26 protein-coding genes are annotated in these 26,190 nt (G+C 65.4%); 11 read left to right on the forward strand and 15 right to left on the reverse strand.

What is annotated here, in order from left to right:
* Positions 1-7: 7 nt before the first annotated feature.
* From pqqB to QCE83_RS28530, 7 genes are all read right to left on the reverse strand, one after another.
* On the reverse strand, positions 8-928 hold the full coding sequence (gene pqqB / locus QCE83_RS28500) for a pyrroloquinoline quinone biosynthesis protein PqqB (protein ID WP_309819198.1): 921 nt from the start codon (positions 926-928) through the stop codon (positions 8-10).
* On the reverse strand, positions 925-1,494 hold the full coding sequence (locus tag QCE83_RS28505; RefSeq protein WP_309819200.1) for a cytochrome b: 570 nt from the start codon (positions 1,492-1,494) through the stop codon (positions 925-927). Before QCE83_RS28505 ends, pqqB begins: the two co-directional genes overlap by 4 nt.
* Before the next feature lie 63 nt (positions 1,495-1,557).
* The gene (locus QCE83_RS28510; RefSeq protein ID WP_309819201.1) at positions 1,558-2,391 is read right to left on the reverse strand and encodes a formylmethanofuran dehydrogenase subunit C; all 834 of its coding nucleotides are present in this window, start codon (positions 2,389-2,391) and stop codon (positions 1,558-1,560) included.
* Positions 2,388-3,329: a formylmethanofuran--tetrahydromethanopterin N-formyltransferase gene (gene fhcD, locus QCE83_RS28515; protein ID WP_309819203.1), complete on the reverse strand. Its 942-nt coding sequence runs from the start codon at positions 3,327-3,329 to the stop codon at positions 2,388-2,390. Before fhcD ends, QCE83_RS28510 begins: the two co-directional genes overlap by 4 nt.
* 3 nt (positions 3,330-3,332) lie before the next feature.
* Complete coding sequence (locus QCE83_RS28520) at positions 3,333-5,033, reverse strand: formylmethanofuran dehydrogenase subunit A (protein WP_309819205.1); 1,701 nt, start codon at positions 5,031-5,033, stop codon at positions 3,333-3,335.
* Entirely contained in the window at positions 5,030-6,271 is a 1,242-nt protein-coding gene (locus tag QCE83_RS28525; protein ID WP_309821159.1) for a formylmethanofuran dehydrogenase, read from the reverse strand. Before QCE83_RS28525 ends, QCE83_RS28520 begins: the two co-directional genes overlap by 4 nt.
* 953 nt (positions 6,272-7,224) lie before the next feature.
* Positions 7,225-7,938 (reverse strand): HisA/HisF-related TIM barrel protein, encoded by a 714-nt coding sequence (locus tag QCE83_RS28530; protein ID WP_309819207.1) that lies wholly within the window; start codon positions 7,936-7,938, stop codon positions 7,225-7,227.
* A 13-nt stretch (positions 7,939-7,951) separates the two neighbouring features.
* Between QCE83_RS28530 and QCE83_RS28535 the strand changes: the two genes are divergently transcribed.
* The 3 genes from QCE83_RS28535 to QCE83_RS28545 all read left to right on the forward strand — a co-directional run bounded on the left by QCE83_RS28535 (position 7,952) and on the right by QCE83_RS28545 (position 10,807).
* On the forward strand, positions 7,952-8,989 hold the full coding sequence (locus tag QCE83_RS28535; protein ID WP_309819209.1) for an ATP-grasp domain-containing protein: 1,038 nt from the start codon (positions 7,952-7,954) through the stop codon (positions 8,987-8,989).
* Positions 8,986-10,134 (forward strand): hydantoinase/oxoprolinase family protein, encoded by a 1,149-nt coding sequence (locus QCE83_RS28540; protein WP_309819211.1) that lies wholly within the window; start codon positions 8,986-8,988, stop codon positions 10,132-10,134. Before QCE83_RS28535 ends, QCE83_RS28540 begins: the two co-directional genes overlap by 4 nt.
* An 85-nt stretch (positions 10,135-10,219) precedes the next feature.
* The gene (locus QCE83_RS28545) at positions 10,220-10,807 is read left to right on the forward strand and encodes an aspartate kinase (RefSeq protein ID WP_309819213.1); all 588 of its coding nucleotides are present in this window, start codon (positions 10,220-10,222) and stop codon (positions 10,805-10,807) included.
* Between the two features lie 21 nt (positions 10,808-10,828).
* On the opposite strand, the gene QCE83_RS28550 is transcribed toward QCE83_RS28545, so the two are convergent.
* The 3 genes from QCE83_RS28550 to pqqA all read right to left on the reverse strand — a co-directional run bounded on the left by QCE83_RS28550 (position 10,829) and on the right by pqqA (position 12,281).
* A complete protein-coding gene (locus tag QCE83_RS28550) occupies positions 10,829-11,533 on the reverse strand; it encodes a (5-formylfuran-3-yl)methyl phosphate synthase (RefSeq protein WP_309819215.1) in 705 nt (234 codons plus the stop codon).
* Positions 11,534-11,561: 28 nt separating this feature from the next.
* Positions 11,562-12,128, reverse strand: coding sequence for a DUF447 domain-containing protein (locus QCE83_RS28555; RefSeq protein WP_309819217.1), 567 nt, complete (start codon positions 12,126-12,128; stop codon positions 11,562-11,564).
* Positions 12,129-12,206: 78 nt separating this feature from the next.
* Entirely contained in the window at positions 12,207-12,281 is a 75-nt protein-coding gene (gene pqqA, locus QCE83_RS28560; RefSeq protein ID WP_008354335.1) for a pyrroloquinoline quinone precursor peptide PqqA, read from the reverse strand.
* A gap of 366 nt (positions 12,282-12,647) precedes the next feature.
* Here pqqA and QCE83_RS28565 point away from each other — a divergent pair, with 366 nt between their 5' ends.
* The 7 genes from QCE83_RS28565 to fba are packed head-to-tail and all read left to right on the forward strand — an operon-like array spanning position 12,648 to position 20,736.
* The gene (locus QCE83_RS28565; RefSeq protein WP_309819219.1) at positions 12,648-14,141 is read left to right on the forward strand and encodes a form I ribulose bisphosphate carboxylase large subunit; all 1,494 of its coding nucleotides are present in this window, start codon (positions 12,648-12,650) and stop codon (positions 14,139-14,141) included.
* Positions 14,142-14,169: 28 nt separating this feature from the next.
* On the forward strand, positions 14,170-14,586 hold the full coding sequence (locus QCE83_RS28570) for a ribulose bisphosphate carboxylase small subunit (protein ID WP_309819220.1): 417 nt from the start codon (positions 14,170-14,172) through the stop codon (positions 14,584-14,586).
* Between the two features lie 15 nt (positions 14,587-14,601).
* On the forward strand, positions 14,602-15,513 hold the full coding sequence (gene cbbX / locus QCE83_RS28575; RefSeq protein WP_309819222.1) for a CbbX protein: 912 nt from the start codon (positions 14,602-14,604) through the stop codon (positions 15,511-15,513).
* Positions 15,514-15,555: 42 nt separating this feature from the next.
* Positions 15,556-16,662 carry a class 1 fructose-bisphosphatase gene (locus QCE83_RS28580; protein ID WP_309819224.1) on the forward strand — a complete coding sequence of 369 codons (1,107 nt, stop codon included), beginning with the start codon at positions 15,556-15,558 and terminating at the stop codon, positions 16,660-16,662.
* Positions 16,663-16,703: 41 nt separating this feature from the next.
* On the forward strand, positions 16,704-17,576 hold the full coding sequence (locus QCE83_RS28585) for a phosphoribulokinase (protein WP_309819226.1): 873 nt from the start codon (positions 16,704-16,706) through the stop codon (positions 17,574-17,576).
* A 35-nt stretch (positions 17,577-17,611) separates the two neighbouring features.
* Positions 17,612-19,654: a transketolase gene (gene tkt / locus QCE83_RS28590; RefSeq protein WP_309819229.1), complete on the forward strand. Its 2,043-nt coding sequence runs from the start codon at positions 17,612-17,614 to the stop codon at positions 19,652-19,654.
* 44 nt (positions 19,655-19,698) lie between these two features.
* Entirely contained in the window at positions 19,699-20,736 is a 1,038-nt protein-coding gene (fba, locus tag QCE83_RS28595) for a class II fructose-bisphosphate aldolase (RefSeq protein WP_309819232.1), read from the forward strand.
* A gap of 33 nt (positions 20,737-20,769) precedes the next feature.
* On the opposite strand, the gene QCE83_RS28600 is transcribed toward fba, so the two are convergent.
* Complete coding sequence (locus QCE83_RS28600; protein WP_309819234.1) at positions 20,770-21,150, reverse strand: type II toxin-antitoxin system VapC family toxin; 381 nt, start codon at positions 21,148-21,150, stop codon at positions 20,770-20,772.
* A complete protein-coding gene (locus QCE83_RS28605) occupies positions 21,147-21,440 on the reverse strand; it encodes a hypothetical protein (RefSeq protein ID WP_309819236.1) in 294 nt (97 codons plus the stop codon). Before QCE83_RS28605 ends, QCE83_RS28600 begins: the two co-directional genes overlap by 4 nt.
* 100 nt (positions 21,441-21,540) lie before the next feature.
* Here QCE83_RS28605 and QCE83_RS28610 point away from each other — a divergent pair, with 100 nt between their 5' ends.
* Positions 21,541-22,089 carry a thioredoxin family protein gene (locus tag QCE83_RS28610; protein WP_309819238.1) on the forward strand — a complete coding sequence of 183 codons (549 nt, stop codon included), beginning with the start codon at positions 21,541-21,543 and terminating at the stop codon, positions 22,087-22,089.
* Here the strand turns inward: QCE83_RS28610 and QCE83_RS28615 are convergent.
* The 3 genes from QCE83_RS28615 to QCE83_RS28625 are packed head-to-tail and all read right to left on the reverse strand — an operon-like array spanning position 22,086 to position 26,121.
* The gene (locus QCE83_RS28615; protein ID WP_309819240.1) at positions 22,086-23,486 is read right to left on the reverse strand and encodes a DUF6513 domain-containing protein; all 1,401 of its coding nucleotides are present in this window, start codon (positions 23,484-23,486) and stop codon (positions 22,086-22,088) included. The genes QCE83_RS28610 and QCE83_RS28615 overlap by 4 nt on opposite strands.
* The gene (locus tag QCE83_RS28620) at positions 23,465-24,064 is read right to left on the reverse strand and encodes a flavoprotein (RefSeq protein ID WP_309819242.1); all 600 of its coding nucleotides are present in this window, start codon (positions 24,062-24,064) and stop codon (positions 23,465-23,467) included. Before QCE83_RS28620 ends, QCE83_RS28615 begins: the two co-directional genes overlap by 22 nt.
* On the reverse strand, positions 24,061-26,121 hold the full coding sequence (locus QCE83_RS28625; RefSeq protein WP_309819244.1) for a sigma-54-dependent Fis family transcriptional regulator: 2,061 nt from the start codon (positions 26,119-26,121) through the stop codon (positions 24,061-24,063). Before QCE83_RS28625 ends, QCE83_RS28620 begins: the two co-directional genes overlap by 4 nt.
* Positions 26,122-26,190 lie beyond the last annotated feature (69 nt).

Consider the following 26,190-nt stretch of genomic DNA (forward strand, 5'->3'; position numbering starts at 1 on the left):
GCAGAGGTCATAACTCGAAGCTCATGCCGTCGTGCGCGACTTCGATGCCGTGCTCTGACAACATGCGCCGTTCAGGCCCGTCCTCGATGAGAATCGGGTTCGTGTTGTTGATGTGGATCAGCACCTTGCGCACGCCGGGGCGGTCGATCGAATCGAGCACCTCGATCATGCCGCCCGCGTCGCTCTGCGACAGATGGCCCATGTCGCGGCCGGTCTTCTTCGTGAGGCCGAGACGGATCATTTCGTCGTCGGTCCAGACGGTGCCGTCCACGAGCAGCAGGTCGGCCGTGCGCATCGCATCGAGCACGTGCGGCTCCAGCGCGCCCAGTCCCGGTGCATAGAAAGCGCGCTTGCCGGTGGCGTTGTTCGTGAACATCAGGCCGATGTTGTCGCCCGTTTCAGGCGCATCGCGATGCGGCGAATAGGGCGGCGCCTTGCTGGAAAGCGGCAAGGCGTCGATGCTCACGCGCGGCAGTTCGGGCACCGCGAGCGCAGCGCCGTCGAGCGCAATACGCCGATGCTCCACGCCGCAGTAATGCGAGAGGATCGCAGTCACCGGAAAGCCCGTCGACAAGTCTTGCCAGACGGCGTCAGTGGTATAGAGCGGCAGCGGCGTGCCGCGTTCGCGCAGCATCAGCAGCCCGGTGACGTGATCGATCTGCGCGTCCATCGTGATGACGGCCGCGATGCCCGTATCTCGCACGCGCCGCGCCGGTTGCAATTCCGGATTCGCGGCGATTTGCGCCAGGATGTCCGGAGAAGCGTTGACGAGCAGCCAGTCCTCGCCGTTGTCGGTCACGGCGATGGAGGACTGGGTGCGCGCGCGGGCGGCGATCGTGCCGCGCCGGACGCCGTCGCAATTGCGGCAATTGCAGTTCCATTGCGGGAACCCGCCTCCCGCCGATGAGCCGAGTACGCGAATCTTCACGGCCACATCCTCCGCAGGAGACCGTCGCGGTCAATCAACTGATGTTTCATCGCGCCGAGAAAATGCAGGATGACCAGTGCGGCCATGATCCACGCGAGATAGCCATGAATGCCGAAGAAGATCTCGCGCATGTGTTTGTCGTCGGAACCCCACTGCGGCAGGGCGAGACCCCAGAACTTCGTGCCGAACTTGTTGAACGACGAGCCGAGGTAACCGGAGAGCGGCATCGCCACCATGCCCACATATAAAAGAGCCTGCGTAATGCTCGCGGCGGCGCGTTGCCACGTTCGCATCGGCGGCAGAGGCGGCCGGCCATAGGCCAGGCGTACCAGGATGCGGATCAGCACCAGCAGGAAAACCGTGATTCCGAGCGATTTGTGGAAGTTGACGAGGTCCGACTTGAACGGCAGCCCGCGCGGCAGGCCCACCATATAGAAGCCGATGCAAAGCATGGCGATGATCGCGATGGCGATCAGCCAGTGCAGCGCGATGATCGGGCGTGCGTAACGCTCTCTGGCTGCGTCGAGGCGGCCGTTGCGCGTTGCGGAGGTCCGCGCGGTGCTCATGAAGTTTCTCCCGTGAAATTGGATTTCGTTCTACAGGATACAAGTTTCATTTTTTCCCGCTGGCTAAGAATTGGCGATCAGCAATTCCCCCCGGCCATCCACGGCAAGGTCGCCCGCGTAGCGTCGCGGCAACACGTGACTCGAATGTGTCGGAAAGGGTGCCTTTTCGAGAGTCCATTCTCGCGCGAGCATGCGCGTGAAGAGTCGCCAGAAGACCTCGAAGCCGTGGCCGCCTTCGGTAAAGGTCGGCGGAATGGCAGTAGGCGCGTGCGCGAGAAGCACCGTGCCGCGCCGCATGCCGTAGCACGGATGCGCGCCGACCTTCCCGCCGATGCATACCGTCCCCGCGATCAGCCGCGAGGCGGCGAAGTCGCCCGCATCGCCGCTGACGAGCACCGTGCCGCGCCGCATGCGGTCCGCGAGGCGCGCGCCTGCCTTGCCGTGGATCACGAGCGCGCCGCCCGTCATGCCTTCCATGTCGCCGGGCAGCGCGGCGGCGGCGCAATCGCCGGTGTTGCCCTGCACGGTCACGCGTCCGCCCTGCATTTCGCACGCGGTAAAGAGGCCGGCATCCCCGGCGATGTGCAACGTGCCGCCCGACATCTTCAGGCCCGCGTAATCGCCGGCATGGCCGTGTATCGTCAGCGCGCCTTCGCTCATGTTTGCGCCGAGACGGTCCAGCCAAGGCGCGTCGCCTTCTATCAGCAACGAAGGCAGGTCGGCATGCTCGTGCCGGATGTCGAACAGATCGCCGAGCGCGCAGCGTTCGCCCGCGCCCTGTAACACGATGCGGGGCAAGTCAGCGGGTGCGATGGCGGCGAGCGTCGAGGGCAGTAAATTCGACGCGTCCACGCGAAAGCCCGGCGCAGTTTTGACGCGCAGCGTGATGGCGCTCATGCCCGGCTCCCGTCGATGCCGCGTGAGAGTTCGTGCAACTTGAAGTGATACGGCCCGAGCTTGCCGCCGTAGTTGCCGGCGGAGACGCGCAGCACGCCGCCCGCGCGGCCGATGCGCGTCGCGGCCGCGATGCCCGCGGTCATGGCGGCGCCGACGTCGGCATCGGTGAGGCCGTCGATCACGATCTCCAGCACGCAGCCGACATCGGGCGTCAGTTCGCTCTTGTGCGAGAGGCCGACGAGCGTCGGACAAAAGGCGTCGTTCGTGGACGCCGTGGCGCCCGCATATTTCGATCCGATCTTCGAACCCGAGCGCACGACGCCGCCCGGAAACGGCGTGATGATGTTCGGCAGCGCGTGCATGGCGGCGACGGCGGCTTCCGCGGCATGCAGCGCGCTGTCCATGTCGCGGGCGAGAAACAGCAGATTGCCGCCGCCGACCGCCTTCACGGTCGCGGTGAATTCCTCGCAGACGAATTCGCCGTCCATCACCGGCACGCGCCAGTAACGCGTGCCGTCGAGCACCTTGGAGATCTGCCAGCCGTCGCCGAAGAAGCGCAGCGCGGCGCCGAGCGGCGCGTTGTCGGAGAGCGGCGCGCGGCTCGTTGCGGGATCGATGCCGCCATACACCGCGGTGGTCGGACACGTCAGCACGCATTGGCCGACGCGCCGCGCAATCTGCTTCGCCAGTTCCTTCGACGAGATCGCGAAGATCAGCACGGCCACGCCGGGCCGGCCGTCGGGGGTTTCGTCGCCTGACAGATCACGCTCGATGCCCGCCTCGCAGCCGCAGTCAATCACGGAGGTCGCGAAGCCCGTCAGCGAGTTCGCCGCGTGGCGGGCCCAGACGGGCGTATGGGCGGTGATGACGAGGCGCGTGGCCTTCATCGGGAAGGCTTCGGCGAAGGTGTCGTCGATTTGCGTGTCGTTGATCTGCATGCGCTAGCCTCCGCCCGCCGAGAGACACGCGACCGGCAGCAGCCGGCCGCCGTTGCAGCATGCGCAGATTTCGTCGTCGCCGATGGCGATGTTCTCGAAGCGCGTCGCGAGATGCGCCTGCGCATAGTCGCGCACGCGCTTTTCGATCGAGCGGTCGTAGTCCGGGCTGACGAAGTGAATGCCGCCGGTGGGTGTCGCGAGCAGCGTGCCGTCGCGCGCGATCAGTTCGCCGTCCTTGAACACGTACGCGGGCGAGGTGAACATGCGCTCGCGGTCGGCGTCGTCGCGATACACGGCGATGTCCGCCGCCGCGCCCGCGCCGAGATGCCCGCGATCCGTCAGTCCGAGCAGCTTCGCGGGGCCTGCGCGCGTGATGATCGCGATGTCGTACAGCGAGAACTCGCGCGTGATCTCGGCGAGTGCGCTGGCTGTTCTGGCATCGGCGTGCAGGGTGTCGAGCTGGGCATCGCGGAAGGACTTGTCCATCAGCAGGCGAATCAGGTGCGGATAGCTCGTGAACGGGCCGCCGTTCGGATGATCGGTGGTCATCGACACGCGCCAGGGATCGTCCACGAGCAGGAAGATTTCCAGTCCGATGATCCATTGCAGTGCGTTCACGAAGCTTTGCTCGCGATACTTGAACGGCACGATGCCGCAGCCCGCATCGCATTCGATATCGCCGAGGATCCATTTGCGCGGCCGGGCCATCGGCGTGTTCCTGAACTGCATCATCGTGTCGCCGGACGCGGTGACGGTCTGGCCGAAGATGACCTGACCGACGTCGATGGTCACGTTGGGTCGTGCATTGACGGCTTCGGCAATGGCCCGCGCGCCCGACGAGAACTTGCGCGGCCCTTCGGCGCCGTAGCTGTGGAACTGGATATGGGTCAGGTGAATGGGCAGGCCTTCGGCGGCGTCCATCGTCTTGATGGTCGATTCCACGTTGCCGGGCACGCCGAGATTGCTCGTGTGGACATGCAGCGGATGCGGCACGCGCAGCTCGGTGAGCGCGCGGGTCAGCGTGCGCAGCACGTCGCGGGGCGTGATGCCGTAGTGCACGTGCTTTTCGTCGACATCGAGTGAGCGCTGATTGAACTTGAACGCCGAGATGCCGCCCGGATTGACGACTTTCACGCCGAGCGCCTTGCTCGAATGCAGCGTCCAGCCGACGTAATCGCGCAGGTGTTCGAAGTCGTCTTGCGCGGCGAGCATCTGGAGGAAGAGTTCGTCATTGCCCATCATCACGTAGGCGCCGTGATCGATGATGGGGGTGTCGCCCATTTCCAGATGCGCGTGGCGAGCGTTCGACGCGATCATGGCTGGCTCGAAGGCGGCGGTGTAGCCCATTTCCGCATAGCGATAGCCGGTGGCGAGCGTGCCGGGCGTGCAGGTGCCGCATGAGGGCAGGCGCAGATAGCGGCCTTCGTCGGGACGTTCGGGGACGGCGCGCGGGTCGTCGCGATGATCTTCGGGCAGGAGCAGACGTGAGAGATTGGTCTTGCCGCCGCCGATATGCGAGTGCAGGTCGATGCCGCCGGCCATGACGACCATGCCGCGCGCGTCGAAGTCGCGTTCCGGTGCGATGGTTTCCCCGTTTGCTTCGCTGACGATGCGGCCGTCGCGGATCAGAATGTCGCGTGTCTGGCCGTCGATGCCGTTGACGGGATCGTAGAGCGTGCCGCCGCGGAGTCGCGTGAGGCTCATGGGTGGGTCCTCGCCTGCGTGAGGCGTGCGGCGATGGTGGCGACGCTGGGCAGCTCGCTATCGCGTGCGGCGGTGAGACGGGCGACCACGGAGGTATCGATGCGAAACAGATGTCCGCCGCTGTCGATGCCTGGCGTCGCGATGGGGATGAACACCGTTGTGCCTTTGCGTGGCGGCAGCTGGGTCGCGGGATGACCGAGCACGATGACGGGCAGGGTGTCGTCGAGGGCGTCGGGGAGTGGTTCGGGCGTGAAGCTGGAGACCCAGAGCAAGGCGTCGATTTCGCCGCGGCTCAGCAGAGTGTGTGTGCGATAGCGGTATGGATCGTGATCGAGCGGCATGCCGTAGGCGACGCGGGTGCGCAGCGGGAAGCCCGAGAGCCAGGTGGTGGTTTGATTGACGGAGAGGGCGCCGTCGTCGCCCGTCAGGGCGAGTGCGCCGGCGCGGGTGGTGCGGTTGAAGGCCTTGACGATGCGTTGCAGTGCTTCGATGGCGAGCGCGGCGTGCGGTGCGGGCAGCGCGGCAGGTTCGAAGATGAAGGCTGTGTAGTGCGCGGCGTGGATGCGTTCGGTCAGCGTGGCGAGTTCGGCGTGTGGGATGGGCCGATTGGATTCGAGATGCGCGGACCAGAGTGCGAGGAGATCGAAGGGATCGTGGCCTGGGAGGATCGATTCGGTGTGGGCGGCTTGATCGGCGTTGCATCCGATAAATACGATGGGGACGTCGCGATTGGGCTCGGCGATGCGTTCGTAGAAGCGTGGATAGCGGTGCGATGGCTGGCAGGCGAACACGATGATCAGATCGGCGCGCGAGCGTATTTCGGAGAGCGTGGTGAAGAAGGCGCCGCGATCCTGGAGTGCGCGGGTGGTGTCGGCGAGGGTATCGCCGTGAAGATGATCGAGGATGGCGCCGCAGTGGGCGGCTAGTTCATAGAGGGCGCGGGTGCCGGCGATATCGGTTGCTAGTCCGCCGAAGAGCGGACGATGGGCTTTCGAGAGGATATCGGTGGCTTGTTGAAGCGCTGCTTCTTGATCGGTGGGGTGACCGTTGATTTCTGCGGAGCGAGTTGTGGCCTGTGGGTTTATATGGGCGAGAGATTGCGTCAGTCGCCGGCAACGGGCGGTGAGAGTGGCCAGCGTGAGATCGTCGCATAGCAATGGGCAGAACGGACACGTCCAGGGGAGGTCTTCGCCGATGGCCTCGGCGGGTCGGCTTTCAGGTTCTGGTGTTGGAGGCATGGTCGAGGCTTCGAGCAAACTCCATGCCGGTTTGCGGGTTTGGTCTTGCTCTTGTGCTCCTATGGACTTCCTGTTTTCGCGTCGGTCTATTTGCACTGCCCCTCCCCGGGGCGGGGGTAACTTTCTTTGCTGCTGCAAAGAAAGTCACCAAAGAAAGCAGCTTTTTTTCCCGCCCAGCGCCATCACAAGGGCGCAGCACAGAATGATGTTTCTGGCCCGGCAGTAGAGAGTGCCCTCATAGGCCCCACCGCGCTTGGATCGCGGACCCACTGTGAAATCGCACCGCAGAACAAACTGGTGCAGCGCCTGCATGCTCCGGCGCAGCGCTACGCGCCGCCGTCCGGTCAATCGGGTCTGCCTGTGCCGGCTTGCTGACGCATCCATCTCACTGCATCAGCCCAACGTTGGTTTCCTTTGCATACCCTTCGGCAGCGCGTAGCGCTGGGCCGGCGCTTTCAGGTGCTGCACCAGTTTGTTGAACGGCAGTTTGTCTCAGTGGGTCCGCGATCCAAGCCCGGTGGGGCCTATGAGGGCACTCTCTACTGCCGGGCCAGCGAGGCAGTTCTGTGTCGTGCCGCTGGGTGACGCTGGGCGGGAAAAAAAGCTGCTTTCTTTGGTGACTTTCTTTGCAGCAGCAAAGAAAGTTACCCCTGCCCCGGGGAGGGGCAGTGCTAATAGACCGACGCGAAGGCGGGAAGTCCATAGAAGCGCAGGCCAACAAAAACCCCGGCCTACGCGCCCCAAAATCCTACGGGTAATCCATAAGAGCACAGGCGAACGCCACAAACAGCGAAACGAAAAAACCTTACTCCAGGAAGCAACACACTGTCACGTACAAGACCAGCGCTGGGACAGCGCTTTCCAAACGATTACATTGAAACCAAAGCCCACCATCGACTGGCACAAAAATTGAGACACGACTCCGACCAAGCCCTCCGACCCATATCGATCCGCTAAAACGAAAGCGACCCATCATGGAGCGAAGACGCCACGAGCCACCCTGAAGCCCCGCATTGCGCGGCGAGCGCAAGATCGTCCTGATGGCGGACCCCGCCCGCACCGATCAACTCGCGCTCACCAGCGAGCGCACGCACGGCGCTGAACGTGTCGAGATCCACCCCGGCCTCCGCGCCCACGTGATCGAGCGTCATCACGATCACCCGCCGCGGCCACCACGTGCTCTCGCCATCCCCAGCACCGAGCGCCCCAAGCGCTCGCCCACCGCGATAGTCGAGCGACAGGACCGGCTCGAACCCGCACGCCGACGCTTCAGCGATCGCGCCCACGTCGAGCAGCGTCTCCGTGCCGAACACCGGCACGATCGCCGCCCGCGAGGACGCCCGCGAAAGCCTCGTGATCCGCTCGACGCTCGCACGCATCGGCGCACACGCCGTGAAGCCGGCATCGAGCCAGATCTCGACTTCGCCGCCCAGCGCGTCGCAAAGTGCGGCCAGCACCGCTTCATGCGCGCCGCGCTGCATGATCGCGCCGAGATCGGCGACATACAGCGTCGCCGCGCCCGTCACCGCTAGCAACGCACGAGCAATCGCCACCGGTTCGCTCGTCGCGCACAAGGAGGACCGAATCGGCCGGTAACGCGAACGCTCGCCGCGCACCGCACGCACCACCTGACCGTCGAGCAGATCAAGAACGGGTATCACCTGCATGGATGGCTTTCCTTTGATCAAGATCTTCGTATTCGAGTATCTCACCGGCGGCGGCATCGATCCGGACGCGGCAGGCGCCGCCAGCCTCGCCGATCTCTCCGCACTCATCGTCGAAGGCCGCGTCATGCGCGATGCCCTCGCCGCCGATCTCCACGCGCTCCCCGGCATCGCGGTGACCGTCGCAGGCTCACGCTTCGAATCCGGCGCCGACGCCGCCCGCCACGTCCGCGCCCAACCCGGCGAGCCGCTCACGCGCTTCGTCGCCCGCATGGCCCGCGAGCACGACTATGCCTGCATCGTCGCGCCCGAATGCGATGGCCTGCTGCTCAAGCTCCATGACGCAGTCGGACAGGCCCGCTGGCTCGGCTGCGCCAAGGAAGCCATCCGCACCGCCTCCAGCAAGAGCGCCACCGCCGCCTGGCTCGCCGCGCGCGGCATCCCCGTCACGCCCGCGCTCGAACCCGACGCCGCCCATGCCGTCTCCGGACGCCGCTGGGTCGTCAAGCCCGACGACGGCGCCGGCGGTCTCGACACCCGCGTCTACGACGATCTCGCCGCCGCCCGCGCCGAATACGAAGCCCGCGCCGCGGCAGGGCGCAATCCGGTGTTGCAGGAATGGATCGACGGCGAACCGCTCAGCCTCTCCATGATCTGCCGCGACCGGCTCGCGCGGCTCGTCAGCATCAACCGGCAACGCATCGGCCTGTCCGAACCGGCAAGCCCCGAACGGCGCGAACGCATCGTGCAGTTCGACGGCGTCGATGTCGATCGCATCGACCGCCACGGTCCCCAGGGACGCGCGCTCGAACGGCTCGCGCTGCGCGTAGCCGAAGCGCTTCCCGGCCTGCGCGGCTTCGTCGGCATCGACGTGGTGTGGCATCCGGAACGCGGGCCGGTCGTTATCGAGGTCAATCCGCGGCCGACCGTCGCCTACGCGGAACTGAGCCGGCGCGGCGGCAGGAATCTCGCGGCGGAACTGCTGGCCGCGCATCGCGTGCCCGGCTTCGACGGCGAAGCGCATGCCCTGCGCGCAGTCGGAGGCGCGTCATGAGGGCATCGGCTTCCGGCGACGCGCCCGTTTTCGGCTGGGACGTGGGCGGCGCGCACGTCAAGGTGTCGCTGGCCAACCGCAAGGGCGAACTCGTCGATGTCGCGCAATGGGCCTGCCCGCTGTGGCAGGGCCTCGCGCATCTGGAACGGGTCATCGACGGCGTGTTCGAACGCTGGCCCGCCGCCGGCGATGCCTCCGCGCGCCACGCCGTCACGATGACCGGCGAAATGGTCGATCTGTTCGCCGACCGCGCCGAAGGCGTGCGCACGCTCAGCCGCACCCTGGCGCAACGGCTCGGACCGCGCACGCTGTTCTTCGCGGGCGGCGGCGCGCACGACGGCTGGCTCGCGCGGTCGGCCTGCGCGGAAGGCTGGCGCAAGGTGGCATCGGCGAACTGGCTCGCGACCGCGCGCTGGGCCGCTACCCGCATGCGCGATGCGGTGCTGATCGATATCGGCAGCACGACCACCGACATCATTCCGATCATCAGCGGCGAAGTGCGGGCGCGCGGCGCGACCGACCCGGCGCGCCTCGTCAGCGGCGAGTTGGTCTATCAGGGCGTCGTTCGCACGCCCTTGAGCGGGGTGGCGCAGCGCATCGCGTTTCGCGGCGAGACGAGCGGTGTGATGAACGAATGGTTCGCGACGACCGCCGACGTCTATCGCCTCACCGGCGAACTCTGGGCCGCGCACGACCAGCATCCAAGCGCCGACAACGGACCGAAGACCGAGGCGGCGAGCCGCGTGCGCATCGCACGGATGATCGGCCGCGATGCCTCGGAAGCATCCGATGCCGAATGGAAGCGCTTCGCGCAGACCTGGCGGCAGGAGCAGTTGCGCACGCTCGCCGCCGGTCTCGCGCAGGTCGTGGCGCGCGATGCAGCATTGGCGACGGCGCCCGTCATCGGCGCGGGTTGCGGGCGCTTTCTGGCGGCGGCGCTGGCGCGCCAGGAAGCACGCGGCTATGTGGATTTTGCGCGGCTCGCGGGCGTCGACGATGACGACGCGACGCGCGCCGAATGGGTGGCGACCTGCGCGCCGAGCGTGGCGGTGGCGTTGCTCGCCGCGCTGGCGACGAGGCCCGAGGAAGGCGCGCGGGACCACGAAACACAGCGGTCGCGCGATGCGTCGTCGCGCGCGGCGTGATAGTTTGCGAAACATAGCCGGTTGAAGACGCGGTATTCAACCGGGTGCGTGGCCCGGCGGCATCATCGAACGAGGACAGGAACCTATGTGGGTGGTGAAGATCGGGGGAAGCCTCAGTCACGACCCGGCGCTGCGCGAATGGCTGACGCGGCTATGGGAAGTAGGCGGCGGGCGCGTCGTGATCGTGCCGGGCGGCGGCGATTTCGCGGACGCGGTGCGGCAATATCAGAGCGAATGGCAGTTCGACGATCTCGCCGCCCACAACATGTGCCTGCTGGCGATGGCGCAGTATGCGATCCTGATGCAAGGGGTCGTGCCTGAACTCGTGCTGGCGTCGAATGAAAACCGCATCCGGCGCGCGCTGCGCGATGGACGCGTGGCCGTCTGGGTGCCCACCGACCTGATGCGCACGACGCCCGACAAGATGACCAACTGGGACGTGACGTCCGACAGTCTCGCCGCGTGGCTCTCCACCTCGTTGAACGCGGAGCGCCTGATGATCGTCAAGTCGTGCGAGGTGGAGGCGAATGCATCGCTGGAGGCGCTCGCCGCCGATGGCGTCGTGGACCGGCGCTTTCCCGCTTATGTGCGCGATGCGAATTATGTGGTCGAGGTCATGGGAAAAGACGATCTCGCCGTCATGCGCGACCGCTTGCTGAACGTGACGGTGTGAGAAGCGGGCGCTGAAGCGTTGTCAAACGGGAGCGGCCACGGTCTCGCCGTGCAGCGCGCGCGCCCAGCGCTCGACCCTGCGCGGATCGAGTTTGCCGGACCGTCCGTCGCGCTCGTCGCACAGCGCGCCGCGAAAGCCCGCGATATCCGGCGCAAGCACGCGAATGGTGTGCAGGTCGCGCCAGCCGAGCGAACCCGCCACCGCGCTCATCGTGCCGCGCGCGCGGGCATCGGCGATACAGGCGGCAAGCGTCTGCACATCGACGCAATCGAACAGCGTGCGGCCATCCTTGCCCGCCGTGTCGAAGACGATGCCGACAAACCCCAGCTGCGCCGCGAGCGCCGCCAGTGCGCGATCCACCCCTTCATCCGACAACAGCACCGGCACCACCGCCGCCGGCAGACTCGCGAGATGCCGCAGGCAGCGCTCCGCGCCCGCGCCAGGGGAGATGCCCACCTTCACGTAATCGACGCCTGCCGCAGCGACCTCGAGCACGCGTCCGGTAATGTCGTCGAGCGCGTGATTGGGCCAGTCGCCGATGGTCGCGCTGATCGGCCGCACCGGATACCGCGCCCGCAAGGCAATGACGATTCGCGCGATATCGCCCGTCGCTACGCCGCCCAGCGCGCCCGCACGCGGTTCCTTCAGGTCGATCAGTTCGGCGCCGGCCTGCGCGGCATCGAAGGCTTCATCCGCCGAGCGGACGCTCGCGAGCAATGCGGTCATCGTTTGAACACTCCAGTGGGAAGACAGATCAATCCGGCGTCTTCGCGCGATGCGCATCGACGCCGAGCAACAGCCAATGCCATGCTTCGCGCTCGGCGTCGCCCGCCGTCTTGTCGATGGCAATGCGCAGATATGCAAGCTCGCTGTTCACCTTGTCAGCCGGCAGCATGAACAGCCGGCTCACCAGTATCGCGCCCTCGACGACCGCAGCCTGCGCGCGGTTGAAGCCCGGAAACGGTGCATGCATCACGCGATGCACGCAGGCCATGCGCAGCGTCGGACGCGTGTCGTCGTCATCGATCGCGGCGAGGCGCAACTCGGTGTGGGCAAGCGTCGTCGCGAGCCGTACGCTCGGCACCGTGTCCGCGGGCACCGTCGGCCAGTCGCGCTTGCGGCCGGTCACGCAGCCGGCGAACACGCGCACGTCGTTCGTCAGGTTGAGCACTGCGCTCTGCGTCGCGATGACGTTGTCGAGCGTCGTCGAAGGACGGAACGGCGCGAGGATCGCAAAGCCGTCTTCGAAGCGCACGCCCATCGGCGCAATGTGGGGCCGGCCATCGCGGTCTGCGGTCGTGACGACGGTTTCGTAAATCATGACGGGCGGCGCGGAGATTCGGGACCGCACGAAGGAACCGCATCGTTTCGACGCGGCCTCGTGCGGGTGCTTCCACCTTTAGCGGGTGGCGATGTACATCGTGATCTCAAAGCCAAAACGCATATCGGTGAAGCTGGGCGTAGTCCATTGCATGAGCGTTCCTCCAGATGGGTGGGTGAATGCCTCGGATACCGCTTCAATGAAGTGCCAGTGCGGACGAATCCGCCCGACGGCCGGGAGGTGGCCGGCCTTGAGGCGTTGCAAGCGTCATGCCAGTGAGTCGACGCGGGCGCACGGTCGATCCATTCGGTGCACGCGCACATCGACTGTGACAGAACCAGAACAAAGTGTTCCATCGCCCGTTCAGGACCGCATCAGGGCAAACACCCAATAAGGCATCGCTTAAGGTCCGGCAAGCAAATCGTGAATTCCTTTCGCTGCGGCCAATGCTTACTCTGCAGTCACAGCAGGGCAGTCATCAGGCGCACGTCCCTCTCATCTCACTGTCGAGGAAACGGAATGAACGACTTCAGCAAGGCCGCCGTCGAGGCGGCGCGCAATCCGTCCGATCCGCGCTCGCGCTATGCGGCCGGCGTCATGAAGTATCGCGAGATGGGCTACTGGCAGCCCGACTACACGCCGAAGGACACCGACGTGATCGCGCTGTTCCGCATCACGCCGCAAGCGGGCGTCGAACCGGAGGAAGCCGCGGCAGCAGTGGCGGGGGAATCGTCGACGGCAACCTGGACCGTCGTCTGGACCGACCGCCTCACCGCGTGCGACATGTACCGCGCCAAGGCCTATCGCGTCGAGCCCGTGCCCAGCATGCGCGCCGATGAACCGCAGTACTTCGCGTACATCGCCTATGACCTCGATCTGTTCGAGGAAGGCTCGGTGGCGAACCTGACCGCATCGATCATCGGCAACGTGTTCGGCTTCAAGCCGCTCAAGGCGCTGCGTCTCGAAGACATGCGCATCCCGGTGGCGTATCTGAAGACCTTCCAGGGTCCGCCGACCGGCATTGTCGTGGAGCGCGAACGGCTCGACAAATATGGCCGCCCGCTGCTCGGCGCGACCGTCAAGCCGAAGCTCGGGCTGTCGGGCAAGAACTATGGTCGTGTCGTCTATGAAGGGCTGAAAGGCGGTCTCGATTTTCTGAAGGACGACGAGAACATCAACTCGCAAGCATTCATGCACTGGCGCGACCGCTATCTGTTCGCAATGGAAGCCGTGAACCGCGCGCAGGCCGAAACCGGCGAGATGAAAGGCCATTATCTGAACGTCACGGCCGGCACGATGGAAGACATGTACGAGCGCGCCGAATTCGCGAAGGAACTGGGCTCGTGCATCGTGATGATCGATCTCGTGATCGGCTGGACTGCCATCCAGTCGATGTCGAAATGGGCGCGCCGCAACGACATGATCCTGCATCTGCATCGCGCCGGACATGGCACTTATACGCGGCAGCGCAATCACGGCATCTCGTTCCGCGTGATCGCGAAATGGCTGCGCATGGCGGGCGTGGATCACGCGCATGCGGGCACGGCGGTCGGCAAGCTCGAAGGCGATCCCTTGTCCGTGCAGGGCTACTACAACGTGTGCCGCGATGCGCGCAACGAGCCGGACCTCGCGCGCGGCGTGTTCTTCGACCAACCCTGGGCAGGCTTGCGCAAGGTGATGCCGGTGGCGTCGGGCGGCATTCACGCCGGACAGATGCATCAGTTGCTCGACCTGTTCGGCGACGACTGCATCCTGCAGTTCGGCGGCGGCACGATCGGGCATCCGCAAGGCATCCAGGCCGGCGCGACAGCGAATCGCGTTGCGCTCGAAGCGATGGTCAAGGCCCGCAACGAAGGACGCGACATCGCAAACGAAGGGCCGGACATTCTCGAAGCTGCCGCGCGGTCCTGCACGCCGCTTCAGCAAGCGCTCGATACCTGGCGCGACGTGACCTTCAACTATGCATCGACGGATACGCCGGACTTCGCCGTGACGGCGACCGCCGCGGCCTGAGCCTGCCCACACGCATGGAGGAACCGACATGAAGATCACACAAGGCACGTTTTCATTCCTGCCGCCGCTGACCGACGAGGAAATCGTCGCGCAGATCGGCTATGCGCTGGATCAGGGCTGGGCCTGCTCGGTGGAGTACACCGACGACCCGCATCCGCGCAACACCTACTGGGAAATGTGGGGCCTGCCGATGTTCGACCTGCACGATGCCGCCGGCGTGCTGATGGAAGTGAACGAATGCCGCAAGACGTATCCGCGTCACTACATCAAGGTGAATGCGTTCGATTCGGTGCGCGGCTTCGAGACGATGCGGCTTTCGTTCATGGTGAATCGTCCTGAAGAAGAGCATGGTTTCCGCCTGGAACGTCAGGACGACAGGAGCCGCGTGCAGCGCTACGCGATCCGCACCTACGCCACCGACCGCCCCGCCGGCGAACGTTACTGATGAGGAGGCGACACCATGAGCGCCGAAGCCACGCTCGACGAAACCCAGGCGACGCATGCCGACCTGATGGCGCTGTACCGCGAGTCGCGCATCGGCGAAGTGCTGGCGGAACTGGACCGCGACCTGATCGGGCTGGCGCCGGTCAAGACGCGCATCCGCGAGATCGCCGCGCACCTGCTGGTGGAACGCGCGCGCGCGACGCTCGGCATTGCGTCGGGTGCGCCCACGCTGCACATGTGCTTCTCCGGCAATCCCGGTACCGGCAAGACCACGGTTGCGCTGCGCATGGCGCAGGTGCTGCACCGGCTCGGCTATATCCGGCGCAATCATCTCGTGTCGGTGACGCGCGACGATCTGGTTGGTCAGTACATCGGGCATACCGCGCCCAAAACGCGCGAAGTGCTCAAGCGTGCGATGGGCGGCGTGCTGTTCATCGACGAGGCCTACTACCTGTACCGGCCGGAGAACGAACGCGACTACGGGCAGGAGGCCATTGAGATCCTGCTCCAGACGATGGAGAACCAGCGCGACGACCTCGTCGTGATCCTCGCCGGATACGAAGCGCGCATGGAAACCTTCTTCCACAGCAATCCTGGGTTTCGATCGCGTATCGCGCATCACCTCGTGTTCCCCGACTACGCGCCGGGCGAGTTGCTGCAGATTGCGGAGCACATGCTCGCCGACATGCACTACCGCTTCGACGACGACGCGCGCCACGCCTTCGACGACTATCTCGCGCGCCGCATTCGCCAGCCGAACTTCGCCAATGCGCGTTCGGTGCGCAATGCACTGGACCGCGCGCGGCTGCGCCAGGCGAACCGTCTGTTCGCGGCGGCCGAGCGAGGCGCGTGCCACGCCGATGCCAGCGCGCTGATGCAGCTCGACGCCAGCGACATTCGCGCGAGCCGCGTGTTTGCTGATTCGTGACCCTGCTTGTGATCCGATTCATAACCTCATGGAGGTTGCGCGATGCTCGATGGACGCACCACCTTATCGAAGTTCCTGATCGACACGTTGGATCGCCGGCCGGGTCCGGACGCGGCGAGCGGTCTGTCGGCGTTGCTGATCGACGTCGCGGCCTCGATCAAGACCATCGCTGCGGCGCTGACACGCGGTGCGCTGGGCGGGCAGCACGGCTCGGCGCAGTCGGTCAACACGCACGGCGAGGAACAGAAGAAGCTCGACCTCGTGACCAACGAGATCTTCCTGCAGCATTGCGAATGGGATGGCCTGCTGGCCGGCATGGTGTCCGAGGAAATGGACGAGGTGTACGCCATTCCGGAAACGTATCCGCGCGGCGATTATCTGCTGGCCTTCGATCCGCTCGATGGCTCGTCGAACATCGACATCAACGGCGTGGTCGGGTCCATCTTTTCGGTGCTGCGGCGCGATGGTGACCGTGAAGGCGACGCGCGCGGCGCCGCCGATGCAGCCGCGTTCATGCGCCCGGGCCGCGAACAGGTTGCGGCAGGCTATGCGATCTACGGGCCATCGACGATGCTGGTGCTGTCCGTGGGCAATGGCACGCATGGCTTCACACTGGAACGCGACGTCGGCAACTTCGTGCTCACGCATTCCGACATCCGCATTCCGGAAGACTCGTGCGAGTTCGCGATCAACGCGTCGAACGAGCGCTTCTGGGAGCCGCCCGTGCGCCGCTACGTGCAGGAATGCAAGGACGGTCGCACCGGCTGTCGCGCACAGGACTTCAACATGCGCTGGATTGCGTCGATGGTCGCGGAAGTGCATCGCATCCTGATGCGCGGCGGCGTGTTCATGTATCCGCGCGACTTCAGGACGCCGGAGATGGAAGGCCGCCTGCGTCTGCTGTACGAGGCCAGCCCGATGAGCTTCCTGGTCGAGCAGGCGGGCGGTCTGTCGATCACCGGACGCGAGCGCATTCTCGACGTTCAGCCCGGCGCGTTGCATCAGCGCGTGCCGGTGATCCTCGGGTCGCGCCATGAAGTGGAGCGGATCCAGCGGTATCACGGCGAATACGATCGCGGCGAGGACAAGCCGTTCACTTCGCCGCTGTTCAACGAACGCTCGCTGTTCCTGCCGGAGACGGAAGCCTGAAGCAGCGCCCGATACGACATCAACAGCCAGGGAGGCAGCGCATGTCAGTCAAGCATCCGATCGTCGCGGTGACGGGCTCGAGCGGCGCCGGCACGACCACCGTCATGAAGAGTTTCACGCACATCTTCCGGCGCGAAAAAATCAACGCGCAGATTGTGGAAGGCGACGCGTTTCATCGCTATGACCGTCTCGGCATGCGCGAGGCCATGAAGCAGAGCGAACGCGACGGGCAACTCAACTTCAGCCACTTCGGGCCGGAAGCGAATCTGCTGCGGGAACTCGAAAGCCTGTTCGAAACCTACGGCAAGAGCGGCGGCGGCCAGTTCCGCCATTACGTGCACGACGAGGCCGAGGCCGCGCGCTTCAAGCAGGATGCGGGCACGTTCACGCCGTGGGAAGACGTCACGCCCGATACCGACCTGATGTTCTACGAAGGCCTGCACGGCGCGGCGGTCACCGACGAAGTGGACATCGCGCGTCATGCGGATTTGCTGGTCGGCGTGGTGCCCATCATCAATCTCGAATGGATCCAGAAGCTGCATCGCGACCAGACGATGCGCGGCTATTCGCACGAAGCCGTGGTCGATACCATCCTGCGCCGCATGCCCGATTACGTGAACACCATCTGCCCGCAGTTCTCGCACACGCATGTGAACTTCCAGCGCGTGCCGACGGTGGACACATCGAATCCGTTCACCGCGCGCGAGATTCCGCAGCCCGACGAGAGCTTTGTCGTGATCCGCTTCGCGAAGCCGCGCGGCATCGACTTTCCTTATCTGCTGACCATGCTGCACGACTCGTTCATGTCGCGGCCGAATGTGATCGTCGTGCCGGGCGGCAAGATGGGACTCGCGATGCAGCTGATCTTCACGCCGATGATCCTGCAGTTGCGCGACCGCCGCGCGCGCGCCTGAGCAGCCCGTTTTCCCATTGCATCAAGGAGGCATCCATGAATGCCGTTGCTGAAGCTTTGCCTGTTCGCCAGCGCTCGTCAGAGATCCGCCAGATGGCCAACGCGCTGCGCATGCTCGCCGTCGATGCGGTACAGCAGGCGAACTCGGGTCATCCCGGCATGCCGATGGGCATGGCCGAGATCGCGGTCGCGCTGTGGACGCGTCACCTCAAACACAATCCGCTGGACCCTGACTGGCCCGACCGCGACCGCTTCGTGCTCTCGAACGGACACGGCTCGATGCTGCTCTACGGGCTGCTGCATCTGAGCGGCTATGACGTGTCCATCGACGACATCCGGCGCTTCCGGCAACTGGGCAGCAAGACGCCCGGCCATCCGGAAACGGGCGTGACGCCCGGCGTGGAGACGACGACCGGGCCGCTCGGGCAGGGACTGGCGAATGCGGTCGGCATGGCGCTCGCCGAAACCTTGCTCGCGCGCGAGTTCAACCGGCCGGGGCATGAGATCGTCGATCATCGTACTTATGTGTTCGTCGGCGATGGCTGTCTGATGGAAGGCGTGTCGCACGAGGCGGCCTCGCTGGCGGGCACGCTGCGGCTGGCGAAGCTCACTGTGCTGTACGACGACAACGGCATTTCCATCGACGGGCATGTGGAAGGCTGGTTCGCCGACGACACGCCGAAGCGCTTCGAGGCGTATGGCTGGAACGTCGTCAAGCGTGTGGACGGGCACGATGCCGACGCGGTCGCGCAGGCGTTGCAGGACGCGCGCGACTCGGACCGGCCGACGCTGATCTGCTGCAAGACCGTGATCGGCCAAGGCGCGCCGACGATGGCGGGCACGCATGAGGTACATGGCGCGCCGCTCGGCGCGGAAGAGGCCGAAGCCACGCGCCGCGCGCTCGGCTGGGGGCATGGGCCGTTCGAGATTCCGTCGCCGGTGCGCGCGCTGTGGGACGCGCGCGAGGCGGGCGCGGCGGCGCAGGAGGACTGGAAGCGGCGCTTCGAGGCTTATCGCCGGGCGTTTCCGGACGAAGCCGCGGAGTTCGAGCGGCGGGCGCGCGGCGCGCTGCCCTCGAACTGGCGCGATACGGCGCATGCGCTGGTGCGCGAGGCGGACCGTGCGCGCCAGACGGTGGCGACCCGCAAGGCATCGCAGCTGGCGATCGACGGCTTGGCGCGCGCCTTGCCGGAGCTGCTCGGCGGCTCGGCCGACCTGACCGGCTCGAATCTCACGCGCTGGAAGGGGGCGGTCGACATGACGCCGGCGTCCGGCCAGGCCAACTACATTCACTTCGGCGTGCGCGAGTTCGGCATGAGCGCGGTGTTGAACGGCGTGGCGTTACATCGCGGACACCTGCCGTTCGGCGGTACGTTCCTGACGTTTTCGGACTACGCGCGCAACGCGCTGCGCATGGCCGCGCTGATGAAGACGCGCACGGTGTTCGTCTTCACGCACGATTCGATCGGGCTTGGCGAGGATGGTCCGACCCATCAGCCGGTGGAGCATGCGGCGACGCTGCGCATGATTCCAGGACTCGACGTGTGGCGTCCGTGCGATACCGTCGAGACGATGCAGGCGTGGATCAGCGCGGTCGAGCGCGACCGGCCGTCATGTCTGCTGCTGTCGCGGCAGAACCTGCCGTTCGTGCCGCGCGACGAGGCGCAGATAGACGGCATCGAACGCGGCGGCTACGTGCTGGCCGACTGGCCGGCGACGAGTGAGCGCGATGCGCGCCGCGTCGTGCTGATCGCGACCGGCTCCGAAGTGGCGCTGGCGCTGGAGGCGGTCGAGCCGCTCAGGAAAGAGGGCGTTCTCGCGCGCGTCGTGTCGATGCCTTCGACCACCGTCTTCGACCGCCAGTGCAACGCGTGGCGCGAGCGCGTGTTGCCGGAAGGCGTGCCGCGGGTCGCGATCGAGGCCGGGGTGACTGCGTTCTGGCGCCAGTACGTGGGATTGAATGGCGGTGTGGTCGGCATCGACCGGTTCGGGGAATCCGCGCCGGCAAGCGAACTGTTCGCGCACTTCGGCGTGACCACGGAGGCGGTCGTCGAGGAGGCGCGCCGCGTGGCGGCGTGACGGGTCAACGGGTCATCACCACGATCATCGAGAGGGAGTTCGACATGGCCTTCATTGCATTGAGACAGTTGCTGGATCACGCGGCGGAGCACGATTACGGCGTGCCCGCGTTCAACGTCAACAACATGGAGCAGGTGCAGGCGATCATGGCAGCCGCCGATGCGACCGGAAGCCCGGTGATCCTGCAGGCGTCGGCGGGGGCGCGCAAGTATGCGGGGGAGCCGTATCTGCGGCATCTGGTGCTCGCGGCCGTCGAGGCGCATCCGGACATTCCGGTGGTGCTGCATCAGGATCATGGCGCGAGTCCCTCGGTGTGCCAGCAGGCGATCCGCTCCGGTTTCACGTCGGTGATGATGGACGGTTCGCTGATGCCGGACCAGAAAACGCCGGCGGAGTATGGCTATAACGTCGAGGTGAGCCGGCGCGTCGTGGAGGCCGCGCATTCGGTAGGCGTCTCGGTGGAGGGCGAGCTCGGCTGTCTCGGCTCGCTGGAGACGGGGCTCGCGGGCGAGGAAGATGGCGTGGGCGCAGAAGGTGCGTTGAGCCGCGATCGTCTGCTGACCGATCCGGATGAGGCACGGGCGTTCGTCGAGGCAACCGGCATCGATGCGCTGGCGATTGCCATCGGCACATCGCACGGCGCGTACAAGTTCACCCGCCAGCCCACCGGCGACATTCTCGCGATCGACCGTATCGCCGAAATCCATGCGCGCATTCCCGATACGCATCTCGTGATGCATGGTTCGTCATCGGTGCCGCAGGAATGGCTCGCGATCATTCGCGAACACGGCGGCGAGATGCCCGCGACCTTTGGCGTCCCGGTCGAGGAGATCCGGCGCGGCATTGCGAACGGCGTGCGCAAGGTGAACATCGACACCGACATCCGGCTCGCGATGACCGGCGCCATGCGTCGGGCCATGGCGGCGGCGAAGTCGGAGTTCGATCCGAGGCATGCGCTGAAGGCCGCGACGGCGGCGGCGCGGGATTTGTGCATCGAACGCTTCGAGGCGTTCGGGTGCGCGGGGCATGGGCAGAGGATCAGGCCGGTTGGGCTGGAGGTCATGGCGAGGAAGTATCACTGAAGCGAGTCAACGCGCCGACTCGCTGACTCAGGGTCAGGCGGGAAGCGCTTCGTTGAGGTAGCTGGAGAGTTCGCTGTCTACAGTCAAAAATTTGAGTACTTCGGTCCGTGCCTGGGCGATGAGCACGCGATCGAAGGGATCGCGATGAAGGTCGGGCATGTCGCGGACCGCTTTGGCATGCTTCAGCAATACCGGAAGCACGATGAACGGCTGTGCTTCCAGCAGATCGATGGTTCGGTTGGCCGCGGGATCCAGTTTTCCTCGCGCGGCCTTGATTGACAGTTCCCAGATGGTCGCGGTACTGACGAAAACTTTATCCGCCTTCGCGATCATTTCCCGGAAATCACTCGGCATCTGGCGATCCCGCAAGACGCTCCAGATGTAGATGTGGGTATCGAGTAGCAGTCGCATCATCGGTGCTCGGCAACAGGGGTGGTGTCGTAAATCCTCGGCTTGTAGAACTCGGCGACGATGTCGTCAGGCAAGGGCTTGACGATTTCATCTTCGAGCACGCTGTCGTCCACGTGTCCGATGATGATGGAACCGCAGGATTCCGGGTCATCGTGCGAGAGATTTCCGACTGCCTTCACTCGAAGCAGCAACGCTGGACGTGCGCCGCCAATAGCGACATCTTTTCCCTGGGCAACCATATCAAGGATGCGTGGGAGATCATTTTGTGCTTCTTCGACGCTGAAAATGTACATGAATGCTCCAGATGACTGATTGAAAATCCCATGCTATCCGAGCGCTTTCAACCCGCCAATACACCATTCGGCCAACCGATATCAAATAGGAGCTATCTCAATGCCCACCGAATCCTCGGCTATCGATCCCGGCGCACAGGCAGCGGCTTTCACCTTGCCGGCAACCGACGGCAGCACCTGCACGCTCGATTCGCTCAAAGGCGCGAACGGCCTCGTGATCGTCTTCATGTGCAACCACTGCCCCTACGTCAAAGCCGTGCTGCCGAACCTGATACGCGACGCGCACGAACTGCAATCGCACGGCGTGAACCTCGCAGGTATCAATGCGAACGATGCAAGCGTCTACACCGACGACGCCTTCGACCGCATGATCGCGTTGACGCACGAATGGCGGCTGCCGTTTCCCTATCTGCACGATGAAACCCAGCAGGTCGCGCGCGACTATGGCGCGGTGTGCACGCCGGAAGCGTTCGGCTTCGACCGGGAACTCAGGTTGAGATATCGCGGACGTATCGATGCGTCGCGCAAGGAAGCATTGCCTCTGGCACGGCGTGACCTCTTCGAGGCCATGCTCGCCGTCGCGCACGATGCGGAACCTGACGATCCGCAATACCCCGCACTGGGTTGCTCGATCAAATGGAAACGCTAGCCTTTGCGGCGCGTGCTTCCCGGCGCATGCCACGCGCTTAGATCCTCTTCCGGCCGATCCACTTCGCATCCCCAGTCGAGCGGCTGGTCCTGATCGAAACGCTTGCCCAGTTGCCAGGCAATCTCCGCGCGCGCCAGTTGCACGCCGAGATAGAACGCATGGCCGCCGTCGCTTTCCACCTTGAGTTCGGGATAGAGCGCGAACGGATCGACGGCCACATGATGACCGTCGCGGTTATAGACATGAATGCCCTGCGACGACACCTGCACGCGAAAATTCGGATCGCGCACGGCGGCGGCGATCACGTCGATCTCGCCGGCGTCATACGGAAACGGCCGCTTTGCATGCAGCGCTGAGAGGTCGCTGGAAATGCCCTTGGGCAAAGTCTGCGTTTCGCGCGCGGCATGCATGACACGGCGCGCGACGTCGGCTTCGCGCACGGCCCGCCGGGCATGCAGGCTGACCGAGGTCGTCAGCACGGCCGCCACGCGCAGCTCCGCCGCCATGCCGAACAGCACCGCATTGATGCCACTCGTGTCCGCTTCGGTCAGCTCGGTGACATTGCCGACGCCCATCATGATCGGCACATCGGGATAGCGCTCGCGCAAGGCCACATAGCGCGCGATGGACGCCGCCAGGCCAAAGGGAATCGGGTCGAGAATCGGATCGGCGAGAAAGGCGCGGCCGCGCTTCGTCATGGCGTCGATGGCGCGGTCCAGCGAAGCGACATCCGCAGGTTCGCGCGGCACCAGAACCGGCGTGGAGGCAATCTCGTCGGCAATCCACGCCGTATCCTCGTTCAGACTCATCACATAGTCCGCGCCCGCACGTCCGCCGCGCAGGAGTTCGTCTTCGCGCATCGAATCGACGCTCACACGAAAGCCCTGCTCCTTCAGCATCGCAACCGCCTCTTCGAGATGCGGAAACGGCGTCTCGGGCAGGCAGCCGATGTCGATCACATCCGCCCCCTGCGGCCGGTATTCGTGTGCGCGGGCCGCGATGCCGTCGAGATCGAGGCGCGGCGCATCGACGATCTCCGCGAAGATCTCGGTCTCGTAACGGGACAGGTCCACGTGCCGCGCCTCGCGTCCGAAGAACTGCGGCAGATCCTTGACCTCTTCCGGCCCGCGTTCCACCTTGACGCCATAGTGCGCGGCGAGCGCATCGAGATCGCCGCGGCAGCGGCCCGGCACGATCATGCGCTTCGTCCCTTCGGTCAACGGCACGGCGACGCGTCGTCGAATCATGTCGGCGGTCATCAGCCCCGCGACCTGCAGCCCGATCTCCCGCACTTCCCAGGTGAAAGGCGTGCGCTGCGCCGCCGGGGCGATGCTTTCGAGCACCTGCTGAAGGCTGAGTTGCGCGAGCCGGCCGGTCAGGAAGACGATGTGTTCCATGCAAGCTTCAGGGCCGACAGGCGTTGATCGAGCGCGGCTTCGAGTTCGTCGAGCGAGCGCGGCACGGTGGTATGCGCGAAACGGGCGAGCCGCTCGACATTCTCGAACTCGATCGCGCGCGGCCGCACTTCGACCCATTCCTTCGGCGCCTGGGTGATGACGGAGGCCTCGGTGTCGCAGGCGAACACGATGCCCGGCACGCATTGCTTGCCGGCCTGCGCGTAGAGATTGGTGGGCAGCGTGTCGGAGATGCCGAACGCGCACTTCGCGACGGTGTTGCTGGTCGCCGGCGCGATCACTACCGTGTGATAGTCGCCGTTATAGAGCATCCCGACAGGCACGCTGCTGGCGCTGTTGTCGCGGAACACCTTGAAGCGTTCGCGCAGCTTCGCGATGGGCCAGCCATACAGCGGCAACACTTCCTCTCCCGCCGACGACAGGAACAGATCGACGCCCGGCAGGCGCAGCGCGAGCGCGATCGACTCCTCGATCATGTGTCCGGAACCGGTCACGCACCACGCGAAACGCGCGTCGGGCTTGAACTCGTCGAGCCGGCGGGCGGGCGTGGGTGGCGTCATGCGTCGGCGGCGGCGTTGTCGGCGGGCGAATCGTGCGAAAGGCGAATATGCAGCCGATGCATCTTCCGATACAGCGTGTTGCGGCTGATGCCGAGCACCTTCGCGACATTGCTCACGTTCCACCGATGCTCGTCGAGCAGTTGCAGCACGGTCTCGCGCTCCTTCGCCTGGATGGCGTTGAGCGACGAGACATCCGCGTCCTCCGCGAGATGCGCGGGTGGCGCGCTCGCCGCTGGAACTGGAGCACGCACGGAGACGGCCGGGCTCGCGCCATTGGCGATCTCGGCGGGCAGATGCGCGCACAGGATCTCGGGACCGTCGCACAAGGCGATCGCCATTTGCAGCACATGGCGCAATTGGCGGATGTTGCCGGGCCAGGGGTATTTCAGCAGCGCGTGGCGCGCTTCCGCCGAGAGCCTGGGCGGATCGTCGGATTCGGTTTCGAGAATGTGGCCGATCAACGCGAGCGCATCGGCGCGTTCGCGCAACGGCGGCAGGTTGATCTCGATGCCGTTCAACCGGTAATACAAATCCTCGCGGAACAGGCCGTTCTGCACCAGTTCGATCAGGTTGCGATGGCTCGCGCTGATCAGCTGGAAATCCACCTTGACCGTGGTCTCCGCGCCGAGCGGCGTGACTTCGTGTTCTTCGAGCACGCGCAGCAAACGCGCTTGCAGCGCGAGCGGCATGTCGCCGATCTCGTCGAGAAACAGCGTGCCACCGTTCGCCTGCACGATCTTGCCGCGCCGCCCTTCGCGCTGCGCGCCGGTGAAGGCGCCCGCGCGATAACCGAACAACTCGCTCTCGATCAGGTTCTCCGGCAACGACGCGCAGTTCACCGCGACGAACGGACCCGTGCCGTTCGGACTGATGCTGTGCAGCGCATTGGCGAACACTTCCTTGCCGGTGCCGGTCTGGCCGCGCAGGATGATCGGGATCTTGCGCTGGATCACGCGTGCCGCAAGCTGGATCTGCGAAGCCATGCGCGGATCGCCGAATTCCAGGTGCGAGAGCTTGTCGAGCCGGCCCGCGACCGCCGGTTCGCGGCCGGCATCCTTCTTCTGCGGACGGGCGCGCGCCGGCGTTGCAGCGGGCTCGCTCATCAGGATGCGGGTGCTGCCGGCGGCGCCGTCGCGCGGCGTCTGCGCTGTCAGGAAAAAGCGCGTGTTGGTCTTCGCGCTGTAGACCGTCACCGGATGGAACGAGCCGCGGATGCTGCGCGCGATCATGTCCTCCAGCGTCGCGTTGAACGCTTCCTCGATGCGCTTGCCGCACAGTTCGCCGGGCGAACGCAAATCGAGCTGGAACAGCGCGCTGCGGCTTGCCGCGAGCACGACGCCGTCGCCGCTCACGGCGAGCTTGCCCGCGTGCAGCGTGCCGACGAATTCCGGCCGGCTATGAAAGTGGATCAGGTTGGCGTGCTGGTAGCGGGCATCGATCAGACGATTCTCAATCATCTGCCGCGACATGCCGACCAGCACTAGCGAATGCTGTTGCAGCAGCTTGGAGCGGCTCGTCACGTCGAGCACGCCGGCGATCTCGCCGCGTTCGTCGAAGATCGGCGCGGCGGAGCAGGTGAGCGACGTATAGCGCGGATAGAAATGCTCGTGCTGACACACGGCGATGCAATCGCGTTCTATCAGGCAAGTGCCCATGCCGTTGGTGCCGGCTTCGCGCTCGCTCCACAAAGCGCCGACGCGCAGTCCGTCGGCCGCGACGGCCTCGCCGAACGGCACCGACGAGACCTGATGCACGATGACGCCATCGGCATCGACGAGCACGACGGCCAGTTCCGGATCGGCGAGCTGCTGATACAGCGTGGTCATTTCGAGCTTCGACGACGCGATCAGGTCGCTTGCGGCTTCGCGGCGGTCGTTGAGCTCGCGCTGCGTGAGCACGGGCGGCATGACGAAGCGGCCGGGATCGAGCTGGAACTCGGTGAGGCAGCGCAGCCACGACTGCGCGACGGAATCGCTGGCGCGGCGGGCAGCCAGCGGGTTATGGACGATGTTCAGTACTTCCCGGACATGCGTGTCTACGTCAGCAAGCGACGACATGGGGGCAAGTCTCCGTTACGCCGGTTTCCGGTGCGTGCCATGCACGCGGTCCGTCCGGCGCCGAATCTG

This window comes from Caballeronia sp. LZ034LL, from assembly GCF_031451215.1.
Lineage (GTDB): Bacteria > Pseudomonadota > Gammaproteobacteria > Burkholderiales > Burkholderiaceae > Caballeronia.